The organism is Bacillus cereus group sp. BfR-BA-01350, from assembly GCF_022663775.1.
GTDB classification, from domain to species: Bacteria; Bacillota; Bacilli; order Bacillales; family Bacillaceae_G; genus Bacillus_A; species Bacillus_A paranthracis.
On sequence record NZ_JAKUGD010000011.1, the window covers coordinates 81,528 to 105,250 of the forward strand.

Below are 23,723 nucleotides of genomic sequence, written 5' to 3' on the forward strand. Positions count from 1 at the left end.
TCGAGAGAAGACTTTTTTTAGAAAGAACGATTATTCTTCGTATGTATCAATTTTATATAACCACTTCTGTACACTAGCAGGCGGTCCTTCTGTTCTCCACTTTATTGTACACATTCCACAAGAACAGTGAACTTTTCCTTTTGCAAAAATACCGGCAATTTCAGGAGTATATCCCCATGCGTGTTTTGCAATATTCATTTTTCGACGCATTGTACGTTGACGTTGGTGTCTTGTATAAGCACGTGTTCTTTCAAATTTCATATTTGTAATCCCTCCTTGTAGTACAAGTAGCTTGCAAGAGCGTACAAGGAGTTCATCTCTTACAAGCTACTCAGGTACAAGAGGGAAATGAAATATTTCATATTCCACTCTCCAATCTTTTGTTTAAGTATACGTAGTGAAGCTTTATGAGACAATTATTATGCTTAAAAACATACGGGAATGATATCGTACAGACACAAACAACCTCATGCCCACATACACTTAGTAAAGACCACTATTTTGGCGGAGGTGAAAGGTTTGAGTCTATTCGCCGCAATTGGATATATGGTTCGAGAAGTGTTTGTTTTTGTTTCTTATGTGAAGAACAATGCGTTTCCGCAGCCATTATCATCAGACGATGAGAGAAAGTACTTAGAGTTAATGGAGCAAGGTGATGCTCAAGCAAGGAATCTGTTAATTGAACATAATTTACGGCTTGTAGCTCATATCGTTAAAAAATTTGAAAATACAGGGGAAGATGCAGAAGATTTAATTTCAATTGGTACAATCGGGCTCATTAAAGCAATCGAGAGCTATTCGGCAGGAAAAGGAACGAAACTTGCAACGTACGCAGCACGCTGTATTGAAAATGAAATTTTGATGCATTTACGTGTATTAAAGAAAACGAAAAAGGACGTTTCACTTCATGATCCAATCGGGCAAGATAAAGAGGGGAATGAAATATCGCTTATTGATATATTAAAATCAGAGTCTGAAGATGTAATTGATATGATCCAGCTTAGTATGGAGTTAGAAAAGATTAAAGAGTATATCGATATTTTAGACGAACGAGAGAAAGAAGTAATCGTGAAGCGTTTTGGACTGGGGCTTGATAAGGAGAAGACGCAACGAGAGATTGCGAAGGCACTTGGTATTTCCAGAAGCTACGTATCAAGAATTGAAAAGCGCGCTTTAATGAAAATGTTCCATGAATTTGTAAGAGCAGAGAAAGAGAAAAAAGCAAAAGAATAATGTACATTACAAGCAGCCGTATTTTAAAATGGGCTGCTTTTCTTTTTGGAAATAAGGAAAGAAAAAGAGTTGTGTTCAGAAGAAATCCATGTTCACTGTTGAAAATGACGGATTCTATCTGTAATATTAGAAGGTGCTAAACAATTTAAGAATGATACCGTACTTAGTTTTCTGCATGTATAATATGGCGGTTCTATATGATATGTGGGAATAAGAACTAATTTTACATATGATATAGAAGGAAAAGAAGGGGAAGCTAAAGTTATAGACTGATTAGGAGGTTCCGCAATTTGCGACGTACATTATATCGACTTATGATCGAACTTACAAATGGTCGTTTTACTTCTTATATATTACGTAAATTTGCACAATCTCGTTTGAGCTCTATCATTATTCCATCGTATGCGAAAGTATTTCAAATTAATCAAGATGAGATGGAAAAGGGTTTGAAGGAATATAGAACATTGCATGAATTATTTACACGTAAGCTAAAAGAAGGAAAGCGTAGTATTGATACAGATGCATCGAGTATCGTTAGTCCTGTTGATGGTGTTTTTGCTGATCACGGTCCTATTGAGGACACAAAAACATTTGATATTAAAGGCAAGCGTTATTCGATTGTGGATATGCTAGGTAATGAAGAACGTGCACAGCGATATGCAGGTGGTACATATATGGTTATTTATTTAAGCCCAAGTCATTATCATCGTATTCATAGTCCGCTTTCTGGTTCTGTGACTGAAAGGTTTGTACTCGGTAGAAAATCATATCCGGTAAATGCAGCTGGTATGGAATACGGGAAAGAACCATTGTCAAAAAACTATCGCTCCGTTACAGAAGTGAATAGTGACGGTGAACATATGGCGCTTGTAAAAGTAGGAGCTATGTTTGTAAATAGTATTGAGCTGCTGCATGAAAGAGACACTGTTCAAAAAGGTGAAGAAATGGCATACTTTACATTCGGTTCAACAGTTGTGTTATTGTTTGAAAAAGATATGATAGAAGTAGTGCAAGAATTGAAGAGTGGACAAGAGCTTCGCCTTGGTGAAAAGATTGCTACTCGATTGGCTCATAAGTAAAAAAGATTTTATAACTGTAAGCAAGATTTATGGACAAAGATGCGTAATGATGAAATTCCCTAGATGGGAGTACTTGTTTATTCGAGAGCCATCGCAGGATGGCTCTTTTTACAAGTTAGTTACTTAAAACTTCACTTTATATGTAATCAAGACGATTTGACGAGCTTGTCCTCTAATGAGCGTCTAATAATTTCTTGTTTTATAAGTAAAATGAAGTCGGGATTTAATTTTAGTTCTTTTGCTTTATAATAAGACTCAGTGAGTAACTCAGTAGATAACTGTTCCATATGTTTTGTTTTCAAGGTGAGTCACCTCCTAATAATATAAGGATTGATTCGTTGTTGCATTTAATGTACCAAAAAAATATGACAGTCACAAACGGGTGGTTATCCACATACCTAGGTGGATAAAATGTGTATAGATTGTTAGTAAATTCCAAATTAACCGAAAAATTAATGTGGAAAATGTGTACAATTTTATCCACAGGCCATATATCGAAATATGTTGTCGAAAAATTTTTATGAAAACTCCTCAAAGAGGTGAAAGAAATTGAAACTATTTTTACCAAATGAATATGTGAAAAATGTATATCATGTTCAACCAGAAGATTTGAAAAAACGTGGAATTAAAGGTGTTATTACTGATTTAGATAACACTTTAATTGAATGGGATCGTCCAAATGCAACGCCACAACTTGAAGAATGGTTTTTGAAAATGAAAGAGCAAGGCATTCAAGTAACGGTCGTTTCAAATAATAATGAGCAACGAGTGAAAGATTTTGCTGATCCATTAGGCATTCCATTTATTCATAGTGCGCGTAAGCCATTTGTTCGTGCGTTTAAGCGTGCGATACGAGAGATGCAGTTGCAACCAGATGAAGTTGTAGTAATTGGGGATCAGTTACTGACAGATGTGCTAGGTGGAAACCGAGTTGGACTGCATACAATTTTAGTTGTACCAGTAGCACAAACAGACGGATTAGTAACGCGCTTTAATCGAAAAATTGAACGAAGAATTATGAGAAACATGAAGAAAAAAGGTTTAATTAACTGGGAGGAATAAAGTTTGACTGAAACAATTAAATGTATTGGTTGCGGTGTAGAAATTCAAACAGAAGATAAAAATGAAGTGGGATATGCTCCTGCCTCATCTTTAGAAAAAGAACAAGTCATTTGTCAACGCTGTTTTCGATTGAAACATTATAACGAAATTCAAGATGTCTCATTAACAGATGATGATTTCCTACGTATTCTAAACGGTATTGGAAAATCGGATGCGTTAGTAGTTAAAATTGTAGATATTTTCGACTTTAATGGTAGCTGGTTACCTGGCTTACATCGTTTCGTGGGAAATAATAAAGTATTACTTGTTGGGAATAAAGCTGATTTAATTCCTAAGTCAGTAAAACATGATAAAGTAAAGCATTGGATGCGCTATAGTGCAAAGCAGCTAGGATTAAAGCCAGAAGATGTCTTTTTAATTAGTGCAGCGAAGGGACAAGGGATTGCTGAGCTGGCAGATGCGATTGAGTATTACCGCGGCGGAAAAGATGTTTACGTTGTTGGATGTACAAATGTAGGGAAATCAACATTTATTAATCGAATGATTAAAGAATTTAGTGATGAGACTGAAAATGTAATTACAACATCTCATTTTCCAGGAACAACGCTTGATTTAATTGATATTCCGTTAGACGAAGAATCTTCTTTATATGATACACCAGGTATTATTAACCACCATCAAATGGCTCATTATGTTGGAAAACAAAGCTTAAAGCTTATTACACCAACAAAAGAAATTAAGCCGATGGTGTTCCAATTAAATGAAGAACAAACATTGTTCTTTAGCGGATTGGCACGTTTTGATTACGTAAGTGGCGGTCGTCGTGCATTTACTTGTCACTTCTCAAATCGTTTAACAATCCATCGTACAAAGCTTGAGAAAGCAGATGAATTGTATAAAAATCATGCAGGGGATTTACTAAGCCCGCCAACACCAGAAGAATTAGAAAATATGCCAGAGCTAGTGAAATACGAGTTTAATATTCGTGAACCAAAAACGGATGTTGTATTCTCTGGATTAGGATGGGTTACTGTGAACGAACCTGGAGCAAAAATTGTTGCACACGTACCAAAAGGAGTAAGTGTTTCATTGCGTAAATCTTTAATTTAATATGGAGAGGGATTTATGAAACAATTATATGGTGTAATCGGAAATCCAATTGGACATTCATTATCACCCGTTATGCATAACGATGCATTTGAACACTTGAATATGGATGCCCATTATCATGCTTTTCTTGTTAAAGAGGAAGTGCTAGGGGAAGCAGTAAGAGGTTTAAAAGCGTTAGGTATTTCAGGATTTAATGTAACAACTCCGCACAAAGTTGCGATTATGGATTATTTGGATGAGATTGACCCGCTAGCAAAACAAATTGGTGCAGTAAATACGGTGGTTCATAAGGATGGGAAATTGATTGGCTACAATACAGATGGAATTGGTTTTGTCCGAGCGCTACAGTCAATTAGTAGTGAACCACTTCAAGAGAAACGTATTTTATTGCTTGGCGCAGGTGGTGCTAGTCGAGCTATTTATTTTTCACTTGCTGATGTAGGTGTGAAAGAGATTGATGTAGCGAATCGTACAGTAGATAAGGCGAAAGAACTTATTGCTGCATGTACGGCTACTGTTCATTCTGTTGCTTTATCGTTAGAGAAAGCAACAGAAGAACAAGAGAATTATGATATTATCATTCAGACGACAACAATAGGTATGCATCCACGTGTCGAACATACGCCGTTACAAATTTCTTCGTTGAAAAAGGGAACGATTGTATCAGATATAATTTATAATCCATTTGAAACGAAAATTTTATGTGAGGCGAAAGAGCAAGGTGCAATGATTCAAAATGGTATTGATATGTTTGTTTATCAAGGAGCGCTTGCATTTGAAATGTGGACAGGGCGCACGCCAAATATCGAACGAATGAAACAATTAGTTATAAGAAAGCTTGGAGGCTAACATATATGTTAACAGGAAAACAAAAAAGATTTTTACGTGCACAGGCACATCATTTAACACCAATTTTTCAAGTAGGAAAAGGCGGAGTAAATGAAAATATGATTAAACAAATCGCAGATACTTTAGAAGCTCGTGAGCTATTTAAAGTAAGTGTGCTACAAAACTGTGAATTCGATCGCCGTGAAGTTGCGGAAGAACTTGCAAAAGGTGCACGTGCGGAAATCGTTCAAGTAATTGGAAGCACAATTGTTTTATACAAAGAATCAAGAGAAAACAAGCAAATTAAACTTCCTCGATAAAAATAGCATATGCTATTTTTATCACTAGTAATGGTGTAGAGATCGAAACCAATTGAACTTTTATTAACAGTAAACTCTCTTCGGATGGCAATGAAGAGAGTTGCTGTATGTAAAAGGAAGGGGCGTTTCTTTTGAGAAAAGTTGGCATCATTGGCGGTACATTTGATCCGCCACATTATGGACATTTGCTCATTGCAAATGAAGTATATCATGCTTTGAATTTAGAAGAAGTATGGTTCTTACCGAACCAAATTCCGCCGCATAAACAAGGGCGGAATATTACAAGTGTAGAAAGTCGCTTACAAATGTTAGAACTTGCGACTGAGGAAGAGGAACATTTTTCTATTTGTTTAGAAGAGCTAAGCAGGAAGGGCCCATCTTATACGTATGACACTATGCTACAATTAACGAAGAAGCATCCGGATGTGCAGTTTCACTTTATTATTGGTGGAGATATGGTTGAGTATTTACCGAAGTGGTATAACATTGAAGCGTTACTTGATCTTGTAACGTTTGTTGGGGTTGCAAGACCGGGTTATACATTGCATACACCTTATCCTATCACCACTGTGGAAATTCCGGAGTTTGCAGTTTCTTCATCTTTATTACGTGAGAGATATAAAGAGAAGAAAACATGCAAATATTTACTTCCTGAAAAAGTACAGGTATATATCGAGAGGAATGGGTTGTATGAATCGTGAGGAAGCACTTCATATTGTGAAACAACAAATGCATGAAAAACGTTATATACACACAATTGGTGTAATGGAGACGGCAATTGAACTTGCTAAATTATACGGTGTGGATGAAAAAAAGGCTGAAGTTGCAGCTATATTCCATGATTATGCGAAGTGTAGGGCGATTTCAGAGATGGAAGAGATCATTAAAAGTGAAGGTTTGCCGAAAGATTTACTTTGTTATAACAAAGAGTTATGGCATGCACCTGTTGGGGCATACTTAGTAGAAAAAGAAGTAGGTATTACAGATCCTGAAATCCTGCAAGCTATTACATATCATACAAGTGGTCATGAGAAAATGACGATGTTAGATAAAGTAATTTATGTAGCTGATTACATTGAGCCTGGGCGAAAGTTTCCAGGGGTGGAGGAAGCTCGTAAACTCGCATATACGGATATAGATCAAGCTTTATTATTTGCGCTAAAGAGAACAATTCAATTTTTAATGGAAAAAGATCAAACGATTTATCCATTAACATTCCAAACATACAATGCAGTTATCAAGGAGGAAATGAGTAAATGAAAGATAAAGATTTATTAGTATTAGCAGCAAAAGCAGCTGATGATAAGAGAGCAGAAGATATGGTTGTCCTAAATATGCAAGGTATTTCACCAATTGCAGATTATTTCATTATTTGTCACGGTAACTCAGATAAGCAAGTGCAAGCAATTGCACGTGAAATTAAAGCGAAAGCACACGAGTTCCAAATCGACGTACAACGTATGGAAGGTTTTGACGAAGCTCGCTGGGTATTAGTTGACCTTGGAGATGTAGTTGCTCATGTATTCCATAAAGATGAGCGTAATCACTATAATTTAGAGCGTCTATGGGGCGATGTGCCACGTGAAGATATTACAGAAGAGTTAGGCCAATGAACTACGAGCAATTTGCGTTGCTGTACGATGAACTAATGAATGATGTCCCTTATGATAAATGGGTGGAATTCACAGAGGAAAGCTTGCAGCAAGCGGATATGAAAGAGGCGAAGATTCTTGATGTAGCATGCGGTACTGGTAATGTAACGCTTCCGCTTGTACAAAAGGGTTACGATGTAATCGGTGTCGATCTTTCGGAAGAAATGTTAGCAGTCGCACAGCAAAAACTAGGCGAGGCAGGATATTTTATTCCTTTTTACCAACAAGATATGCGGGAGCTTGATGTTCCAGGTGAGTTTGACTGTGTAACTATCTTTTGTGATTCATTAAACTATGTATTGCAAGAAGATGGAGTGCAAGAAACATTCCGAAGAGTGTTTCATCATTTACGTCAAGATGGTTTGTTTTTATTTGATGTACATTCTTTATATAAAATACATCATGTATTTCAAAATGAAACATACACAGTGAATGGAGAAGAAATATCTCTTATTTGGAATTGCTTCCCTGGTGAAGATTCAAACAGTGTAGAACATGATTTAACATTCTTTGTTCAAGACCCAGAAGAAGATGTGTACCATCGTTTTGACGAATGTCACGTACAACGTGCATATCCGGTTGAAGAGTTAACGAAATGGCTTGAAGAAGCTGGTTTTACAGTGCTTCGTGTAACTGGTGACTTTGAGCGACTTGAAGTTACAGAACAAACAGAGCGTATTTTCTTCATGGCGAAGAAAAACGGATAAAACAAAAGCAACCGAGAAGGTTGCTTTTGTTTTGTGGAGAAGCTGTAATTTTAGTTCTAGGATAATAAGAAAATGACATACGTGAATTGTGAAAATGCTAGTTTAAGTAAAAATGTAATGTGAAAAATTAAGTATTTATAAAAAGGATTTGGAATGACGATGACGTATTTATTATGTGTGTTTATTGAATTGCTGATCAACGCATTTTAAATCTTCATCAAATTTCTCGTGTGTCCGCTCGATTAATTTATGAAACATATCTCCAACATGTTCTTCTAAAACCCGAATACCTTCTCCTGTAACGCCGCCTTTCACACATACTTTTTCTTGTAAAGTAGGCAATGTGAAAATTCCCTTTTCGAGTAGTTTCCCCATTCCAACGACCATTTCACTTACTAAAGTAGTGGCTTCTTCATGTGTAATATTTGTTTTATCTACAGCAGCATTAATGAAACATTGTAATAAATAACTAAAGAATGCAGGGCCGCAGCTTGCTATATCAGATGAAACGCGCGTTATATCTTCTTCTATTACAAGGGGAGTAGAAATGTTTTTGAATAAGCGAAATAGTTTTTGTTGCCATTCTTCAGAGCAGTTACTTCCAAATGTAAATAGTGATGCGCCGGATAGGGCGCGGTTTGTAATGCTCGGAATAATACGAGCAACATGGCAAGGTACAAGTGTCTCTAATTGTGATGGAGATATTGGACTTGTGATAGAAACTAAGCACTTTTCATCAGAAAAATGTTCGGCGTATTTTTGTAAGATTGGGTATATATCTATCGGCTTTACACAAATAAAAATAAGATGCGATCGTTCGATTACCTCATCAATAGTTTTGGCTATATGAACAGAAGGGTATTTTTCCTTTATATGATATGCTTTGGCGGGCGTTCGATTAATGATCGTAAGGCACGAAGGTTTGGTAGCACGGGTTTCTAAAAATGCATCGATTAGTATATTCCCCATGTTTCCTGTCCCTATAATTCCTATGTTCAATGTTTCATCCCTCCTTCGTAACAGCTTTCTCCTAAACAATATGAATGATGTTATAAATTTATGATTAGAGGTGAAAAATGATGTGGGATTTTCCAAAGAAATGGTTAGGATTAGCAGCTATTATTGGAACTGTGCTTTTTCTTCTTTTCTGGAAAACGAACGAGCATACAGAGCAGTCAGCTATTGCAACGGATGTTCAAGCGAAAGATATAGAGAAGAAAAGTAAACCGAAAATATCGGATACAAAGCAGCGGAAAAAAATAATTGTAATTGATATGAAAGGGGCTGTTGTTAAAGAGGGGGTGTATGAAATGAAAGAAGGGGACCGGGTCAAGGATGCCATTGAAAAAGCAGGTGGTTTTTTGCCTGAGGCAGATAGGATGAAGGTAAATTTAGCGCAAATGGTACAAGACCAAATGCTTCTTTATGTACCGAATAAAAACGAACAAGTGCAAGAGGTAGCTGCTGTTTCAAAGGGAGAGGGGAAAGTTCAAATAAATGCAGCTTCTAAAGAACAACTTGAAAAAATTACAGGTATTGGTTCTCGGAAAGCAGAAAGTATTTTGAAATATCGAGAGGAACATGGTCCGTTTCAAAAAATAGAAGATTTGTTAGAGATTGATGGGATTGGTGTGAAGTCTTTGGAGAAAATAAAAGATCAAATTATTATTCCGTAAAAGATTGACGAAGTTTTTCTTCATTCGATACACTACAAGTAGACAAAAAAGTAGGTGAAGAATATGGAACGAATTTCATGGGATCAATATTTTATGACGCAAAGCCATTTGTTATCTTTACGTAGTACATGTACAAGGCTTGCAGTAGGAGCGACAATTGTTCGTGATAAACGAATTATTGCTGGTGGATATAATGGTTCAATTAAAGGTGGCGTACATTGTATAGATGATGGATGCTACGTTATTGATAATCATTGTGTTCGTACAATTCATGCAGAAATGAATGCTTTATTACAGTGTGCAAAATTTGGCGTGAAAACGGAGGAAGCGGAAATTTATGTTACGCATTTTCCTTGTTTACAATGTTGTAAGGCGATTATTCAAAGTGGTATTACAGCAGTTTATTATGCACAGGATTATAAAAATCATCCGTATGCCGTAGAGTTATTTGAAAAAGCGAATGTAACGGTGAAACACGTTCCGCTAGAATATGATATTGCAGCATTAGAGGATCAAAAACGTCATATGGAGTTAAAAGAACTATTTGCATCTTTAGAAAAAGAGAACTTATCAATGGAAGAATTACAGCATGTATTCACGAAAGCAAAAATGATGCTATAAGGAGTGGGTATGAGTTGCAAGGACAATGGGGCTATGTTGCAATCTCATTTATAATAGGGATTGCAATTGCCTTCTCCTCTTCAGTTGTATGGCTAATTTGTTGTCTCGCTCTAAATATTTTCTTTTGTTTATATCGTACTTCGCGTAAAACCTTCTTTTATTGCATGATAGCGTGTTTAAGTGGCGCTATGTACACCACGTATGTTCAAGGGCAAAACAAGCCTCTGGGAGAGTCCTATGAAGCTACAAGAGGAGTGATACATAATACACCTCTTATTAATGGAGATCGCCTCTCGTTTCAAATTGAAGATCAGAATAAAAATATAGTGCAGTTAAGTTACAAAATGAAATCAGCTTTGGAAAAGAAACAGATGCGACAATTACATGCAGGAGTATCATGTGTATTCGAAGGTGAGAGGAAAGAACCACAAATAGCTCGGAATTTCCATGGGTTTAATTATCGTGATTATTTATATAAGCAAAATATTCATTTCATATTGGACGCTACATATATTTCTGAATGCCATAAAACATCGTTGTCACTCGTGCAATGGATTCTTCTTTTGAGGCAACAAGCAATCTCAGAAGTTGCAGAAATGTTTCCAGAACAATCAGGTGCTTTTATGAATGCATTAGTATTTGGTGATAGACAACAAATGACATTTGAAGTTGAAGAGCAATATCAACAATTCGGTCTCGTGCATTTGTTGGCGATTTCAGGATCGCATATCGTATTGTTAATGGTAATCGTGTATTTTATTTTGCTAAGAAACGGTGTGACAAGGGAGGTAGCAACAGTATGTCTTATCTTCTGCATTCCTCTATATATGATTTTAGCAGGAGCGTCACCATCTGTTATAAGAGCTTCTATAACAGGAGTTTTCATGTTAATTGCTTTTATGTGTTCTATTCGTTTATCTAGCTTAGATGCTTTAAGTATAACAGCTATATGTATGCTTATATTTGATCCATATCTCGTGTTTAATATTGGTTTTCAGTTTTCTTTCGTCGGTAGTTTTGTTTTACTTTTATCTGCCCCGCTTTTACTAGAGAGTGGTAATGGAGTAATTCGAAATTCTATTTATATTTCTTTCATTTCACAGCTCGTTAGTACTCCGATTTTGTTATATCACTTCGGTTATTTTTCTCCATATAGTATTTTCTTAAATATCCTATACGTTCCGTTTTTATCTCTCGTTGTATTGCCGTGCAGTATTGTTATTTTGATATGTATACCGATCATTCCGTTTCTTGCAAAAAGGCTTGGGAATGTACTATCAATAGGTTTGAATCTTTCTAATGATTTTTTAAGTTATTGCGAAAACTTACCATTTACCCGTCTTAATTTCGGGCAAACACCTATACTTCTTGTAGCCCTATATTGCGTGAGTATTATTAGTATATTGGTGGTTTGGGAAAGGCGCATGACGAAGGGGATTCTGTTTATATCTGCGGGTGTATTTCTTTTTATTAGTACATGCCATTATGTATATCCGTATTTTCGAGAAAGTGGGAGTGTTACCTTTCTCGATGTTGGACAGGGAGATGCAATATTAATTCGTCTCCCGTATGATCAAGAGATTTACCTTATTGATACTGGTGGAACAATTCGTCCAAACAAGGAAGAATGGCAACGTAAAAAGCATGAATTTTCTGTCGGAAATGATATTTTGATTCCTTATTTACAAAAGGAAGGTATTAAAAAGATCGATAAATTAATTATAACGCATGGAGATGCGGATCATATAGGTGCTGCGCAACAGTTATTATCAAATATAACCGTAAAAGAAGTTGTATTTGGCCGAAAGGAACAAGATGCGGAATTAGAAAAAATAGTAAAGAAACAGGCTTTAGAAAAGAAAGTGAAAATAAGAGAAGTGAGAGAAGGAGAAAGTTGGAGCATAAATGGAGCGGAATTTTTCGTATTAGCGCCAACAGGGAAGGAGAGCAGTGAAAATAACGCTTCAATTGTAATGTTGGCAAAATTAGGAGGACTAACGTGGTTGTTTACAGGTGATTTAGAAGAAGAAGGTGAGAAGTTTTTAGTAGCTACGTATCCAGAGTTGCGAGCGGATGTTTTAAAGGTTGCTCATCATGGGAGTAATACGTCATCTACAACAACTTTTCTGAGCGTCGTACAGCCTAATATAGCGGTTATTTCTGCCGGTGAGCGTAATAGGTATGGGCACCCTCATAAGGACGTTATAGAGCGTTTTAAGAAGAGGGGGATTGAAATATGGCGTACGGATAAGCAAGGGGCTATCTCCTATGTTTTTAAAGGGGAAAACGGAACCTTTCGCAGCAAAATCACATATGATGAAACACATAATAGATAAAAAAGACTGCCAGTAAGCAGCAGCCTTTAAGAACCGATAAATTTAATAACAGTTGCAATGATGAAAAGTGTTGCGAAAAAACCAAATGAGACGATAAATCCTACCCCTGAATCAATAGCGTCATTGCGTTTACTTTGAACGTTTTGTTCAAAATCATTCATTTAGAATCCCTCCCCAACATTCCACTTTAGTATAAAATATTGTCAGAAAAAAATCTACAATTTCCATGTGAGGAGAAATAGAGCGTTTTTACTACTTTTAGATCATGAAGTAATGTGAATTTTTGTTTCCAAGCATGTTAACAGTTGGCACTTATACTCGAATTTTTATTGCGAATAATAAAGGGAAGGTGATTACCGCACACCAATAAGAAACCCGGGGCTTATTGCGTGGCGTTTAATATAAATAAAGGGACGGGTTATATTGCCTGTTCCTTTGTACTTGTAAAACAAAAGCTAGGGCATTAGTATAAATATATATTGCCAAGTTAGGGAGTAGGAAAAAGTATGAGTGATATACATAAAAAGATTAAAAAAAAGCAGTTTGCTCCGTTGTATTTACTGTATGGGACGGAAGCGTTTTTTATAAATGAAACGATAAAGCTTATTACAACAGAAGCGCTTGAAGAGGAAGATCGCGAGTTTAATGTTGTGACATATGATTTAGAAGAAGCGTATTTAGAAGATGTGGTTGAGGATGCACGCACACTTCCTTTTTTCGGAGAACGTAAAGTGTTATTAATAAAATCACCACTCTTTTTAACTTCACAAAAAGAAAAGTTAGAACAAAATATAAAAATTTTAGAAGAATATATCGGGGAACCTTCTCCCTTTTCTATTCTTGTTTTTGTTGCGCCTTACGAAAAGCTGGATGAACGAAAAAAAATTACAAAACTATTAAAGAAAACAGCGGATGTAGTAGAAGCGAATGCAATGCAAGTGCAGGATGTTCAGAAGTGGATTGTTGCTCGGGCAGATGAAGTGCATGTGCATATTGATCATGCGGCTGTTAGTTTGTTGTTAGAGCTTGTGGGAAGTAATGTAACGATGTTGGCGAAGGAAATGGACAAGTTAACGTTATATGTCGGTATGGGCGGAGACATTACACCGAAACTCGTTGCAGAGCTTGTGCCAAAATCAGTTGAACAAAATGTGTTTGCTTTGACAGAAAAAGTGGTAAAAAAAGATATCGCGGGTGCGATGCAAATTTTGGATGGATTATTTACGCAGCAGGAGGAACCTATTAAATTGCTTGCGTTATTAGTAAGTCAATTCCGTTTACTGCATCAAGTGAAAGAGTTACAGCAGCGTGGTTACGGCCAAAATCAAATCGCGTCTCATATTGGTGTGCATCCATATCGTGTAAAATTAGCGATGAATCAAACGAAGTTTTTCTCTTTTGAAGAATTAAAAAAAGTGATAATGGAATTAGCGGAAGCTGATTATAGTATGAAAACGGGAAAAATGGATAAAAAACTTGTGCTCGAGTTTTTCTTAATGCGGTTAAATCATATGTGATGAAACAAAAAAGTTCACGTGCTAAGAGCGTGAACTTTTTTGTATATAAAAAAACGATCCAAATGGATCGTTTTTTAAACGCCTTACGCGTTTACTTGTTTCGCTAAGCGAGATTTTTGACGAGCTGCAGCGTTTTGGTGGATAAGACCTTTACGAGCTGCTTTGTCAAGTTTTTTAGAAGCAGTTTTGAAAGCTTCTTTAGCATTTTCAAGATCGTTATTAGTAACTAAAGCTTCTACAGTTTTAACAGCAGAACGCATGTCAGACTTGATAGAAGCGTTATGTGCACGACGCTCTTCGCTAAGTTTAGCGCGTTTGATAGCAGATTTGATGTTTGCCATACTTTTCACCTCCCTGGTGCAATCGAATGACTCGATTCTTAACATAGAACAAGTGATATTCTATCAAACGGTGAAGAGAATTGCAATAGTATATCTATGAAATTTCACGTAAAGGAAAGAATGACCTTATATAACTTTGGGAAATCTAACGATATTTACTATGAATTACGGAGGAGATACGATGAAAGAACCATTAGATTTAAGTAAATATAGCGTTAGAACTGACCTTGCTGTAGAGGCACATCAAATGCTGCAAGAGCGACAAGAAGAGGAGAAAGGGATACAAGGCGTTATTGTAAAAGAGAGGGAAGAAGAAGGTATTATCATTACGAAAGTAACGATTGATGAAGTTGCCTCTGAATCGATGGGTAAAAAACCTGGGAATTATTTAACGCTTGAAGTACAAGGTATACGTCAACAAGATACGGAATTGCAACAAAAAGTAGAGCGCATTTTTGCAAAAGAATTTTCCTATTTCTTAGAAGAGGTTGGCGTTACGAAAGAAGCGAGTTGTTTAATTGTTGGTCTTGGAAATTGGAATGTAACCCCTGATGCGCTTGGACCGATAGTGGTAGAAAATGTATTGGTAACGAGACATTTGTTTCAATTGCAGCCTGAAAGTGTAGAAGAAGGCTTTAGGCCTGTTAGTGCAATTCGCCCCGGGGTAATGGGGATTACAGGAATTGAAACGAGCGATGTCATTTATGGAATCATTGAGAAGACAAAACCAGACTTTGTCATTGCAATTGATGCATTAGCTGCTCGTTCTATTGAAAGGGTAAATAGTACGATACAAATTTCTGATACAGGAATTCATCCTGGATCGGGTGTTGGGAATAAACGTAAGGAACTGAGTAAAGAAACATTAGGTATTCCTGTTATCGCAATTGGTGTTCCGACTGTGGTGGATGCCGTTTCAATTACAAGCGATACAATTGATTTTATTTTGAAACATTTTGGCCGGGAGATGAAAGAAGGAAACAAACCTTCTCGATCTTTGTTGCCGGCTGGTTTTACATTTGGAGAAAAGAAAAAATTAACAGAAGAAGATATGCCGGATGAAAAGAGCCGAAATATGTTTTTAGGTGCTGTAGGTACACTGGAAGATGAAGAGAAGAGAAAATTAATTTATGAAGTGTTATCTCCTCTTGGTCATAATTTAATGGTGACTCCGAAAGAAGTGGATGCTTTCATAGAGGATATGGCAAATGTAATAGCAAGTGGTTTAAATGCAGCACTGCATCATCAAATTGACCAAGATAATACAGGAGCGTATACACATTGATGGAAAGAGACGATAATCATGTAAGCCGCTTTTCCCTTTTATGTATATGTAGTGCGATCATATGCTTACTTATGGTGGCAGCAGGGGTGACACTTGCAAATCACGGATTGAAAAGTATGAAAGGTTATCAGCAAATGTCGTATGAACAAATCGCTCATATGACAGGAACAAAAGGTGAGGCCGCTGAATCAGGAATTTTGGAGAGTTCGTTTTCCGCTACTGAAAAACAAAAACAATTAGAAAGCTTAAAAAGTTTTAATGTTGTAGAAGGAGTGGGTATGGCGATAGCAAGCGTTGCCTATGAAATAACAAAGTTTGGAACAGATATAGTTGTCGGGAAAGTAAAAGGGATTTTTAGTTAAGAGTCAAACGGAGGACGGTTGTTTTACAGATTTGTAAGACGACCGTTTTTTAATTTGAAAAAGGTTTGTCTCTTATGGTTTGTTCGCATAAGATATAGATAGAATGATTTGTATTGTAAGCAGCACGAGTTTTCATTGAATCTTTGCTGCTCTATTGATATAATCAGTGCTAGTGTATATTGGCGAGACTATTAGGAGTTGAGAACATAGATGAACAAAGAAGAAAGAGCAAAAAGACAGTCCAAAATTCGTAATTTCTCTATCATTGCTCATATTGACCACGGAAAGTCAACGTTAGCAGACCGTATTTTAGAGAAAACAAACGCGTTAACACAACGTGAAATGAAAGCTCAGTTGCTTGACTCTATGGATTTAGAGCGTGAGCGTGGTATTACAATTAAATTAAACGCAGTACAATTAAACTATAAAGCAAAAGACGGCGAAGAATATATTCTTCACTTAATTGATACACCAGGACACGTCGACTTTACGTACGAAGTATCTCGTAGTTTAGCGGCTTGTGAAGGTGCGATTCTTGTAGTAGATGCAGCGCAAGGTATTGAAGCGCAGACGTTAGCAAACGTATACTTGGCGCTTGATAACAATTTAGAAATTTTACCGGTTATTAATAAAATCGACTTACCAAGTGCAGACCCAGAGCGTGTACGCCAAGAGGTAGAAGATGTAATTGGTTTAGATGCATCAGAAGCTGTACTTGCTTCTGCAAAAGCTGGGATTGGTATTGAAGAGATTTTAGAACAAATCGTTGAAAAAGTACCAGCACCAACAGGTGATTCTGAAGAGCCATTACAATGTATGATTTTTGACTCTTTATATGATCCGTACCGCGGTGTAATTGCTTATATCCGTGTTGTAAATGGAACGGTAAAAGTTGGCGATAAAGTACGTATGATGGCAACTGGTAAAGAATTTGAAGTAACAGAAGTAGGTGTATTTACACCGAAAACTACGCAACGTGACGAGTTAACAGTAGGTGATGTAGGTTTCTTAGCAGCATCAATTAAAAATGTTGGTGATACACGCGTTGGTGATACGATTACACACGCGAAACGTCCAGCAGCTGAGCCGTTAGCAGGTTATCGTAAATTAAACCCAATGGTATTCTGTGGTTTATATCCGATTGATTCTGCACGTTACAACGACTTACGTGATGCATTAGAAAAGTTAGAGTTAAACGATTCTGCTCTTGAGTTTGAACCAGAAACATCTCAAGCGCTAGGATTTGGTTTCCGTTGTGGTTTCTTAGGACTTCTTCACATGGAAATTATTCAAGAGCGTATTGAACGTGAATTTAAAATTGACTTAATTACAACGGCGCCAAGCGTTATTTATAAAGTTTATTTAACAAACGGTGAAGATGTTATTGTTGATAACCCATCTAATATGCCAGATCCACAGTCTATCGATCGTGTAGAAGAGCCGTTTGTGAAAGCTTCAATTATGGTTCCGAATGACTATGTTGGAGCTGTAATGGAAATTTGCCAAGGTAAACGTGGAACGTTTATTGATATGCAGTATTTAGATGAAACACGTGTTACATTAACATATGAAATCCCGTTATCAGAAATCGTATATGATTTCTTCGATCAATTGAAATCAAACACAAAAGGATATGCATCATTTGATTACGAGTTAATTGGTTACAAACCATCTAAACTTGTGAAAATGGATATTCTTTTAAATAATGAACAAGTGGATGCTCTATCATTTATCGTACACCGTGATTCAGCGTATGACCGTGGTAAAGTAATCGTAGAAAAATTAAAAGATTTAATTCCAAGACAACAGTTCGAAGTGCCAATTCAAGCGACGATCGGAAACAAAGTTGTAGCACGTTCTACAATTAAAGCGATGCGTAAAAACGTACTTGCGAAATGTTACGGTGGTGACATTTCTCGTAAGCGTAAACTTCTTGATAAGCAAAAAGAAGGTAAAAAACGTATGAAGTCTGTTGGTTCTGTAGAAGTACCGCAAGAAGCATTCATGGCTGTACTGAAAATGGATGACAACTAATATTTGGAGTGGAAAAAGAAGTCGTTTATGCGGCTTCTTTTTTATGTATAATTACTTTTTAGACATCTGAGTAGCTCTCATTTACAATAGTGAGAGAGCTTTTTAGTTCATATAAAGTTAGGAGTTTGTTAATGTCCGAAAATATTCGAAAAGATATTCAAGAAAAAATACAAAATGGCAATTTTAATTGTGAAAAGGAATTGACGCTTTCTATTATTAGTGGAAAGTGGAAAGTTGTGATATTGTGGCATCTTGGTGTGGAAGGGCCTCATCGTTTTAGTGAATTACAGCGATTATTTCCGAGCATTTCTCATAAAGTTTTATCAAACCAATTAAAAGAGTTAATGGAAGATGGGATTGTTGATCGAACAGTATACCCAGAAATTCCACCGCGAGTGGAATATTATATGACGGAATTAGGCATGTCGCTTTTACCAATCGTTGAAATGATGTATGATTGGGGAAAAATGCGAATGGAACAAATTCGTAATACGTTAGAGAAGTAAAAGAAGCCTCCCGAGCGCGGAGGTTTTCTTTTTAGAAAGGTAGGAGTTATTTTTGGTGCAAGCTGCATATATTCATATTCCGTTTTGTCAGCATATTTGTCACTATTGTGATTTTAATAAAGTGTTTATTGAACGCCAGCCGGTCGATCAATATTTAGAGTATTTAGAGAAAGAAATAATAAATACAGTTCAAAAGGTACCGTTTGATAGTATGAAAACGATTTTTGTTGGCGGGGGAACTCCAACAGCATTAAATATGGAACAGACAAAGAAATTATTAAATATTATAAATCGTCGTTTACGTCCGTTTGCCCCGAATTGTGAATTAACATTTGAAGCGAATCCAGGTGATTTGCCGAAAGAGAAATTAAATGTATTGCTAGAAGGTGGAGTGAACCGAATTAGTTTTGGTGTGCAAACATTTCGAGATGAATTGCTTGAGAAAATTGGACGTAAGCATACGAGAGAAGATGCGTTTGTAGCAATTAGAGAAGCGCAGGAAGTAGGCTTTAAAAATATAAATGTAGATATTATTTATGCTCTGCCAGGACAGACGATAGAAGATGTAAAAGAAACATTAGACATTGCTTTTACGCTTGGTGTACAACATTTCTCGGCATATTCATTAATTGTGGAACCGAAAACTGTGTTTTATAACTTAATGAATAAAGGGAAATTAAGACTACCAGGTGAAGACCATGAAGCGAAAATGTACGAAATGGTAATGGATGAAATGGAGAAACACGGCTATACCCAGTATGAAATTAGTAATTTCTCAAAAGGTAATAATGAAAGTAGACATAATCTCACATACTGGAATAATGAAGAGTATTATGGATTTGGAGCTGGGGCGCATAGTTATGTAAATGGAGAACGTATCCAAAATGTAGGGCCGCTCAAGCAATACTTCAATAAAATCGATGAAACCGGATTTCCGTATTTAGATGTTCACGTGGTGACGGAGAAAGAAAAAATGGAAGAAGAGTTGTTCTTAGGACTCCGAAAAACAAAAGGTGTATCTAAAATAGCGTTTCAAAAGAAATTTAATATGGAAATGGATCAAGTTTTCGCGAAACAGTTACAACACAACCAAGAACAAGGATTGCTTGAAGAGAGCGATGGATATGTTCGTTTAACGCGAAAAGGAAAATTATTAGGGAATGAAGTATTCCAATCATTTTTGATTGACTAATTAAATGTTCCATTAACGTGAAAAAGTTTCATTATTTCGTGACGTTTCCGTTGACAATTGAATGTCAATTTTGGTAAGTTATTAATAGATTTAGCACTCGAAGACAAAGAGTGCTAACAGAGGTGATGATGAGATGCTTACGGAACGTCAGCTCTTAATTTTACAAACAATTATTGATGACTTTATTGGATCAGCGCAACCTGTTGGGTCAAGGACGTTGGCTAAAAAAGATGAAATTACATTTAGTTCAGCTACTATACGAAATGAAATGGCTGATTTAGAGGAACTAGGATTTATTGAGAAAACGCATAGTTCTTCTGGACGTGTTCCTTCTGAAAAAGGATACCGATTTTATGTAGACCATCTTTTAGCGCCGCAAAATTTACCGAACGATGAAATTGTACAAATTAAAGATTTATTTGCTGAAAGAATTTTTGAAGCGGAAAAGATTGCACAACAATCAGCTCAAATTTTATCAGAGCTTACAAATTATACGGCCATTGTTCTTGGACCGAAGTTAAGCACAAATAAACTTAAAAACGTACAAATTGTTCCGCTTGATCGTCAAACCGCAGTCGCTATTATTGTAACGGATACAGGGCATGTACAAAGCAAAACGATTACCGTTCCGGAATCTGTTGATTTATCAGATTTAGAAAAAATGGTTAATATTTTAAATGAAAAGCTATCTGGCGTACCGATGGAAGAACTTCATAATAAAATCTTTAAAGAGATTGTTACAGTTTTACGTGGGTATGTTCATAATTACGATAGTGCAATAAAAATGTTGGATGGTACATTTCAAGTTCCGTTATCGGAAAAGATATACTTTGGAGGAAAAGCAAATATGCTTTCCCAGCCAGAGTTCCATGACATTCACAAAGTAAGGTCCTTGCTGACGATGATTGATAACGAAGCCGAGTTTTATGATATTTTGCGTCATAAACAAGTAGGTATTCAAGTGAAAATTGGTAGGGAAAACTCTGCGACAGCCATGGAAGATTGTAGTTTAATTTCTGCAACATATTCGATTGGAGAAGAACAGCTTGGAACAATTGCTATTTTAGGTCCGACAAGAATGCAATATTCTCGGGTAATTAGTTTGTTACAGTTATTTACGAGACAATTTACAGATGGACTTAAAAAGTAAATGAGAGTAATACATTCGCTCAAGTGATGAACTTTTCATTGCTGTGTGTAATATATAATGCTTAGGTAATCATGCTATGCATGATACCTAATACCTTTTAAGGAGGTGAATATTGTGGAAGAGCGTAACGAACAAGTGGTAGAAGAAGTAAAAGAAGCGCAAGTTGAAGAAGCTGTCACGCCAGAAAACAGTGAAGAAACTGTAGAAGAAAAAAGTGAGGCTGCTCTTTTACAAGAAAAAGTAGATGAGTTACAAGCGAAACTAACGGAAACGGAAGGTCGCACATTACGTCTACAAGCTGATTTTGAAAATTATAAGCGCCGTGTCCAAATGGATAAACAGGCTGCTGAAAAATATAGAGCACAAAGTCTAGTTTCAGACATTTTGCCAGCTCTTGATAATTTTGAAAGAGCGATGCAAGTGGAAGCAACTGATGAGCAAACGAAATCCTTACTACAAGGTATGGAAATGGTGCATCGTCAATTGCTAGAAGCGTTGGCTAAAGAAGGTGTTGAAGTGATTGAAGCTGTTGGTAAACAGTTTGATCCTAATGAGCACCAAGCTATTATGCAAGTAGAAGACAGTGAATTTGAATCAAACGCGGTAGTTGAAGAATTCCAAAAAGGTTATAAATTAAAAGACCGTGTAATTCGCCCATCAATGGTAAAAGTAAATCAATAATTTACATAAAAGTAGGAGGATTCGCCATGAGTAAAATTATCGGTATTGACTTAGGTACAACAAACTCTTGTGTAGCTGTTATGGAAGGTGGAGAACCAAAGGTTATCCCAAATCCAGAAGGAAACCGTACAACGCCTTCTGTTGTAGCTTTCAAAAATGAAGAGCGTCAAGTTGGGGAAGTTGCAAAGCGTCAAGCAATTACAAACCCAAATACAATCATGTCTGTTAAACGTCATATGGGTACAGACTACAAAGTAGAAGTTGAAGGTAAAGATTATACACCACAAGAAATTTCTGCAATTATTTTACAAAACTTAAAAGCTTCTGCTGAAGCATACTTAGGTGAAACAGTAACGAAAGCTGTTATTACAGTACCTGCATACTTCAACGATGCAGAACGTCAAGCAACAAAAGATGCTGGTCGTATCGCTGGTTTAGAAGTTGAGCGTATTATCAACGAACCAACAGCAGCAGCGCTTGCTTACGGTTTAGAAAAACAAGATGAAGAGCAAAAAATCTTAGTATATGACTTAGGTGGCGGTACATTTGACGTATCTATCCTTGAGTTAGCAGATGGAACATTCGAAGTTATTTCAACTGCTGGTGACAACCGTCTTGGTGGAGATGACTTTGACCAAGTTATTATTGACCACTTAGTGGCTGAGTTCAAAAAAGAAAATAACATTGATTTAAGCCAAGATAAAATGGCACTTCAACGTTTGAAAGATGCAGCTGAAAAAGCGAAAAAAGATCTTTCTGGCGTAACACAAACACAAATTTCATTACCATTCATTAGTGCTGGAGCTGCTGGCCCATTACACTTAGAATTAACATTAACAAGAGCGAAATTCGAAGAGCTTTCAGCAGGTCTTGTTGAAAGAACATTAGAGCCAACTCGTCGTGCATTAAAAGACGCTGGTTTTGCTCCAAGCGAATTAGATAAAGTTATTCTTGTTGGTGGATCTACTCGTATCCCAGCTGTACAAGAAGCTATTAAACGTGAAACTGGTAAAGAGCCATATAAAGGTGTAAACCCTGATGAAGTTGTAGCGTTAGGTGCTGCAGTTCAAGGTGGCGTACTTACTGGTGATGTAGAAGGCGTACTATTATTAGACGTAACTCCACTTTCTTTAGGTATTGAAACTATGGGTGGCGTGTTCACGAAATTAATCGAGCGTAACACTACAATTCCAACAAGTAAGTCACAAGTATTCTCAACAGCTGCTGATAACCAACCAGCAGTAGACATTCACGTATTACAAGGTGAGCGTCCAATGTCAGCTGACAACAAAACATTAGGTCGTTTCCAATTAACAGACCTTCCACCAGCACCACGTGGTATTCCACAAATCGAAGTAACATTCGATATTGATGCGAACGGTATCGTTAACGTACGTGCGAAAGATTTAGGAACAAGCAAAGAGCAAGCCATTACAATCCAATCTTCTTCAGGTCTTTCTGATGAAGAAGTAGATCGTATGGTAAAAGAAGCAGAAGCAAACGCTGACGCTGACCAAAAACGTAAGGAAGAAGTTGAACTTCGTAACGAAGCTGACCAACTTGTATTCCAAACAGATAAAGTTGTAAAAGATTTAGAAGGTAAAGTAGATGCAGCTGAAGTTGCAAAAGCAACAGAAGCGAAAGAAGCATTACAAGCTGCGATTGAGAAGAACGAGCTTGAGGAAATCCGTGCAAAAAAAGACGCTTTACAAGAAATCGTACAACAACTAACTGTTAAACTATATGAGCAAGCTCAAGCAGCTGCAGGGCAAGCAGAAGGTGCACAAGGAGCACAAGATGCTGGCGCGAAGAAAGACAATGTAGTAGACGCTGAGTTTGAAGAAGTAAAAGAAGACAAGTAATTCAACTTTAAACATAATAAGTAAGATGACAAAAAGTCAAAGTCAAGCGTGCCTTGGCTTTGGCTTTTTTCACGAATGAGAAGGAATGTGTGAGGGTCTTAAGTTTTTTACTTTGCATACTGTAAGTGAGGAAACTTTGTTGCAAAGCACTTTCTTTCGGTGTTAAAAT

27 protein-coding genes are annotated in these 23,723 nt (G+C 36.7%); 22 read left to right on the forward strand and 5 right to left on the reverse strand.

The genetic code is table 11. From position 1 onward, the window contains the following. Positions 1-30 precede the first annotated feature (30 nt). Entirely contained in the window at positions 31-261 is a 231-nt protein-coding gene (locus tag MR147_RS21065; protein WP_000667453.1) for a hypothetical protein, read from the reverse strand. A gap of 258 nt (positions 262-519) precedes the next feature. Between MR147_RS21065 and sigK the strand changes: the two genes are divergently transcribed. Together sigK and MR147_RS21075 are read left to right on the forward strand one after the other, a co-directional pair. Further along, entirely contained in the window at positions 520-1,233 is a 714-nt protein-coding gene (sigK, locus tag MR147_RS21070; protein WP_000051382.1) for an RNA polymerase sporulation sigma factor SigK, read from the forward strand. 290 nt (positions 1,234-1,523) lie between these two features. Continuing rightward, the gene (locus MR147_RS21075) at positions 1,524-2,312 is read left to right on the forward strand and encodes a phosphatidylserine decarboxylase (protein WP_001254997.1); all 789 of its coding nucleotides are present in this window, start codon (positions 1,524-1,526) and stop codon (positions 2,310-2,312) included. A gap of 146 nt (positions 2,313-2,458) precedes the next feature. On the opposite strand, the gene sda is transcribed toward MR147_RS21075, so the two are convergent. Continuing rightward, positions 2,459-2,614: a sporulation histidine kinase inhibitor Sda gene (gene sda, locus MR147_RS21080; protein ID WP_000850094.1), complete on the reverse strand. Its 156-nt coding sequence runs from the start codon at positions 2,612-2,614 to the stop codon at positions 2,459-2,461. Positions 2,615-2,861: 247 nt separating this feature from the next. Here sda and MR147_RS21085 point away from each other — a divergent pair, with 247 nt between their 5' ends. From MR147_RS21085 to MR147_RS21120, 8 genes are all read left to right on the forward strand, one after another. Then, a complete protein-coding gene (locus MR147_RS21085) occupies positions 2,862-3,374 on the forward strand; it encodes a YqeG family HAD IIIA-type phosphatase (protein ID WP_000765311.1) in 513 nt (170 codons plus the stop codon). A gap of 3 nt (positions 3,375-3,377) precedes the next feature. Next, positions 3,378-4,484 (forward strand): ribosome biogenesis GTPase YqeH, encoded by a 1,107-nt coding sequence (yqeH, locus tag MR147_RS21090; protein ID WP_000140795.1) that lies wholly within the window; start codon positions 3,378-3,380, stop codon positions 4,482-4,484. Positions 4,485-4,499: 15 nt separating this feature from the next. After that, complete coding sequence (aroE, locus tag MR147_RS21095; protein WP_074607062.1) at positions 4,500-5,333, forward strand: shikimate dehydrogenase; 834 nt, start codon at positions 4,500-4,502, stop codon at positions 5,331-5,333. Between the two features lie 5 nt (positions 5,334-5,338). Continuing rightward, complete coding sequence (gene yhbY, locus MR147_RS21100) at positions 5,339-5,632, forward strand: ribosome assembly RNA-binding protein YhbY (RefSeq protein ID WP_000955224.1); 294 nt, start codon at positions 5,339-5,341, stop codon at positions 5,630-5,632. Between the two features lie 131 nt (positions 5,633-5,763). Then, the gene (gene nadD / locus MR147_RS21105) at positions 5,764-6,333 is read left to right on the forward strand and encodes a nicotinate-nucleotide adenylyltransferase (protein ID WP_001233255.1); all 570 of its coding nucleotides are present in this window, start codon (positions 5,764-5,766) and stop codon (positions 6,331-6,333) included. Then, positions 6,323-6,892, forward strand: coding sequence for a bis(5'-nucleosyl)-tetraphosphatase (symmetrical) YqeK (yqeK, locus tag MR147_RS21110; RefSeq protein ID WP_001078246.1), 570 nt, complete (start codon positions 6,323-6,325; stop codon positions 6,890-6,892). Before nadD ends, yqeK begins: the two co-directional genes overlap by 11 nt. Further along, on the forward strand, positions 6,889-7,245 hold the full coding sequence (rsfS, locus tag MR147_RS21115) for a ribosome silencing factor (RefSeq protein ID WP_000653200.1): 357 nt from the start codon (positions 6,889-6,891) through the stop codon (positions 7,243-7,245). The genes yqeK and rsfS overlap by 4 nt, the downstream gene beginning before the upstream one ends. Then, complete coding sequence (locus tag MR147_RS21120; protein WP_001105568.1) at positions 7,242-7,991, forward strand: class I SAM-dependent DNA methyltransferase; 750 nt, start codon at positions 7,242-7,244, stop codon at positions 7,989-7,991. Before rsfS ends, MR147_RS21120 begins: the two co-directional genes overlap by 4 nt. A gap of 171 nt (positions 7,992-8,162) precedes the next feature. On the opposite strand, the gene comER is transcribed toward MR147_RS21120, so the two are convergent. Next, positions 8,163-8,990 carry a late competence protein ComER gene (gene comER / locus MR147_RS21125; protein WP_061132138.1) on the reverse strand — a complete coding sequence of 276 codons (828 nt, stop codon included), beginning with the start codon at positions 8,988-8,990 and terminating at the stop codon, positions 8,163-8,165. A 77-nt stretch (positions 8,991-9,067) separates the two neighbouring features. Between comER and MR147_RS21130 the strand changes: the two genes are divergently transcribed. The 3 genes from MR147_RS21130 to MR147_RS21140 all read left to right on the forward strand — a co-directional run bounded on the left by MR147_RS21130 (position 9,068) and on the right by MR147_RS21140 (position 12,624). Continuing rightward, positions 9,068-9,667 (forward strand): helix-hairpin-helix domain-containing protein, encoded by a 600-nt coding sequence (locus MR147_RS21130; RefSeq protein WP_242304713.1) that lies wholly within the window; start codon positions 9,068-9,070, stop codon positions 9,665-9,667. 63 nt (positions 9,668-9,730) lie between these two features. Beyond that, entirely contained in the window at positions 9,731-10,288 is a 558-nt protein-coding gene (locus MR147_RS21135) for a ComE operon protein 2 (protein ID WP_000439783.1), read from the forward strand. 14 nt (positions 10,289-10,302) lie between these two features. Next, a complete protein-coding gene (locus MR147_RS21140; RefSeq protein WP_242304714.1) occupies positions 10,303-12,624 on the forward strand; it encodes a DNA internalization-related competence protein ComEC/Rec2 in 2,322 nt (773 codons plus the stop codon). 26 nt (positions 12,625-12,650) lie between these two features. Here the strand turns inward: MR147_RS21140 and MR147_RS21145 are convergent, their stop codons facing one another. Continuing rightward, a complete protein-coding gene (locus tag MR147_RS21145; RefSeq protein ID WP_000997609.1) occupies positions 12,651-12,785 on the reverse strand; it encodes a YqzM family protein in 135 nt (44 codons plus the stop codon). 345 nt (positions 12,786-13,130) lie between these two features. Between MR147_RS21145 and holA the strand changes: the two genes are divergently transcribed. Next, on the forward strand, positions 13,131-14,141 hold the full coding sequence (gene holA, locus MR147_RS21150; RefSeq protein WP_001279918.1) for a DNA polymerase III subunit delta: 1,011 nt from the start codon (positions 13,131-13,133) through the stop codon (positions 14,139-14,141). An 83-nt stretch (positions 14,142-14,224) separates the two neighbouring features. Here holA and rpsT read toward each other — a convergent pair whose 3' ends face one another. Beyond that, positions 14,225-14,482: a 30S ribosomal protein S20 gene (rpsT, locus tag MR147_RS21155; RefSeq protein WP_001274011.1), complete on the reverse strand. Its 258-nt coding sequence runs from the start codon at positions 14,480-14,482 to the stop codon at positions 14,225-14,227. A 181-nt stretch (positions 14,483-14,663) separates the two neighbouring features. Between rpsT and gpr the strand changes: the two genes are divergently transcribed. From gpr to dnaK, 8 genes are all read left to right on the forward strand, one after another. Further along, positions 14,664-15,767, forward strand: a complete 1,104-nt coding sequence (gene gpr / locus MR147_RS21160; protein ID WP_000662626.1) for a GPR endopeptidase — start codon at positions 14,664-14,666, stop codon at positions 15,765-15,767. Continuing rightward, on the forward strand, positions 15,767-16,129 hold the full coding sequence (locus tag MR147_RS21165) for a YqxA family protein (protein ID WP_074607053.1): 363 nt from the start codon (positions 15,767-15,769) through the stop codon (positions 16,127-16,129). Before gpr ends, MR147_RS21165 begins: the two co-directional genes overlap by 1 nt. Positions 16,130-16,339: 210 nt before the next feature. Further along, on the forward strand, positions 16,340-18,163 hold the full coding sequence (gene lepA / locus MR147_RS21170) for an elongation factor 4 (RefSeq protein ID WP_001030955.1): 1,824 nt from the start codon (positions 16,340-16,342) through the stop codon (positions 18,161-18,163). 131 nt (positions 18,164-18,294) lie between these two features. Beyond that, positions 18,295-18,669, forward strand: coding sequence for a winged helix-turn-helix transcriptional regulator (locus MR147_RS21175; protein ID WP_001293546.1), 375 nt, complete (start codon positions 18,295-18,297; stop codon positions 18,667-18,669). Between the two features lie 52 nt (positions 18,670-18,721). Next, positions 18,722-19,861, forward strand: a complete 1,140-nt coding sequence (gene hemW, locus MR147_RS21180) for a radical SAM family heme chaperone HemW (protein ID WP_074607051.1) — start codon at positions 18,722-18,724, stop codon at positions 19,859-19,861. Between the two features lie 133 nt (positions 19,862-19,994). Further along, entirely contained in the window at positions 19,995-21,011 is a 1,017-nt protein-coding gene (gene hrcA / locus MR147_RS21185; protein ID WP_000954949.1) for a heat-inducible transcriptional repressor HrcA, read from the forward strand. Between the two features lie 114 nt (positions 21,012-21,125). Next, positions 21,126-21,692 carry a nucleotide exchange factor GrpE gene (gene grpE / locus MR147_RS21190; RefSeq protein ID WP_000392709.1) on the forward strand — a complete coding sequence of 189 codons (567 nt, stop codon included), beginning with the start codon at positions 21,126-21,128 and terminating at the stop codon, positions 21,690-21,692. A gap of 26 nt (positions 21,693-21,718) precedes the next feature. Beyond that, positions 21,719-23,554 carry a chaperone protein DnaK gene (gene dnaK, locus MR147_RS21195; protein ID WP_074607049.1) on the forward strand — a complete coding sequence of 612 codons (1,836 nt, stop codon included), beginning with the start codon at positions 21,719-21,721 and terminating at the stop codon, positions 23,552-23,554. The last annotated feature ends 169 nt before the right edge of the window (positions 23,555-23,723 follow it).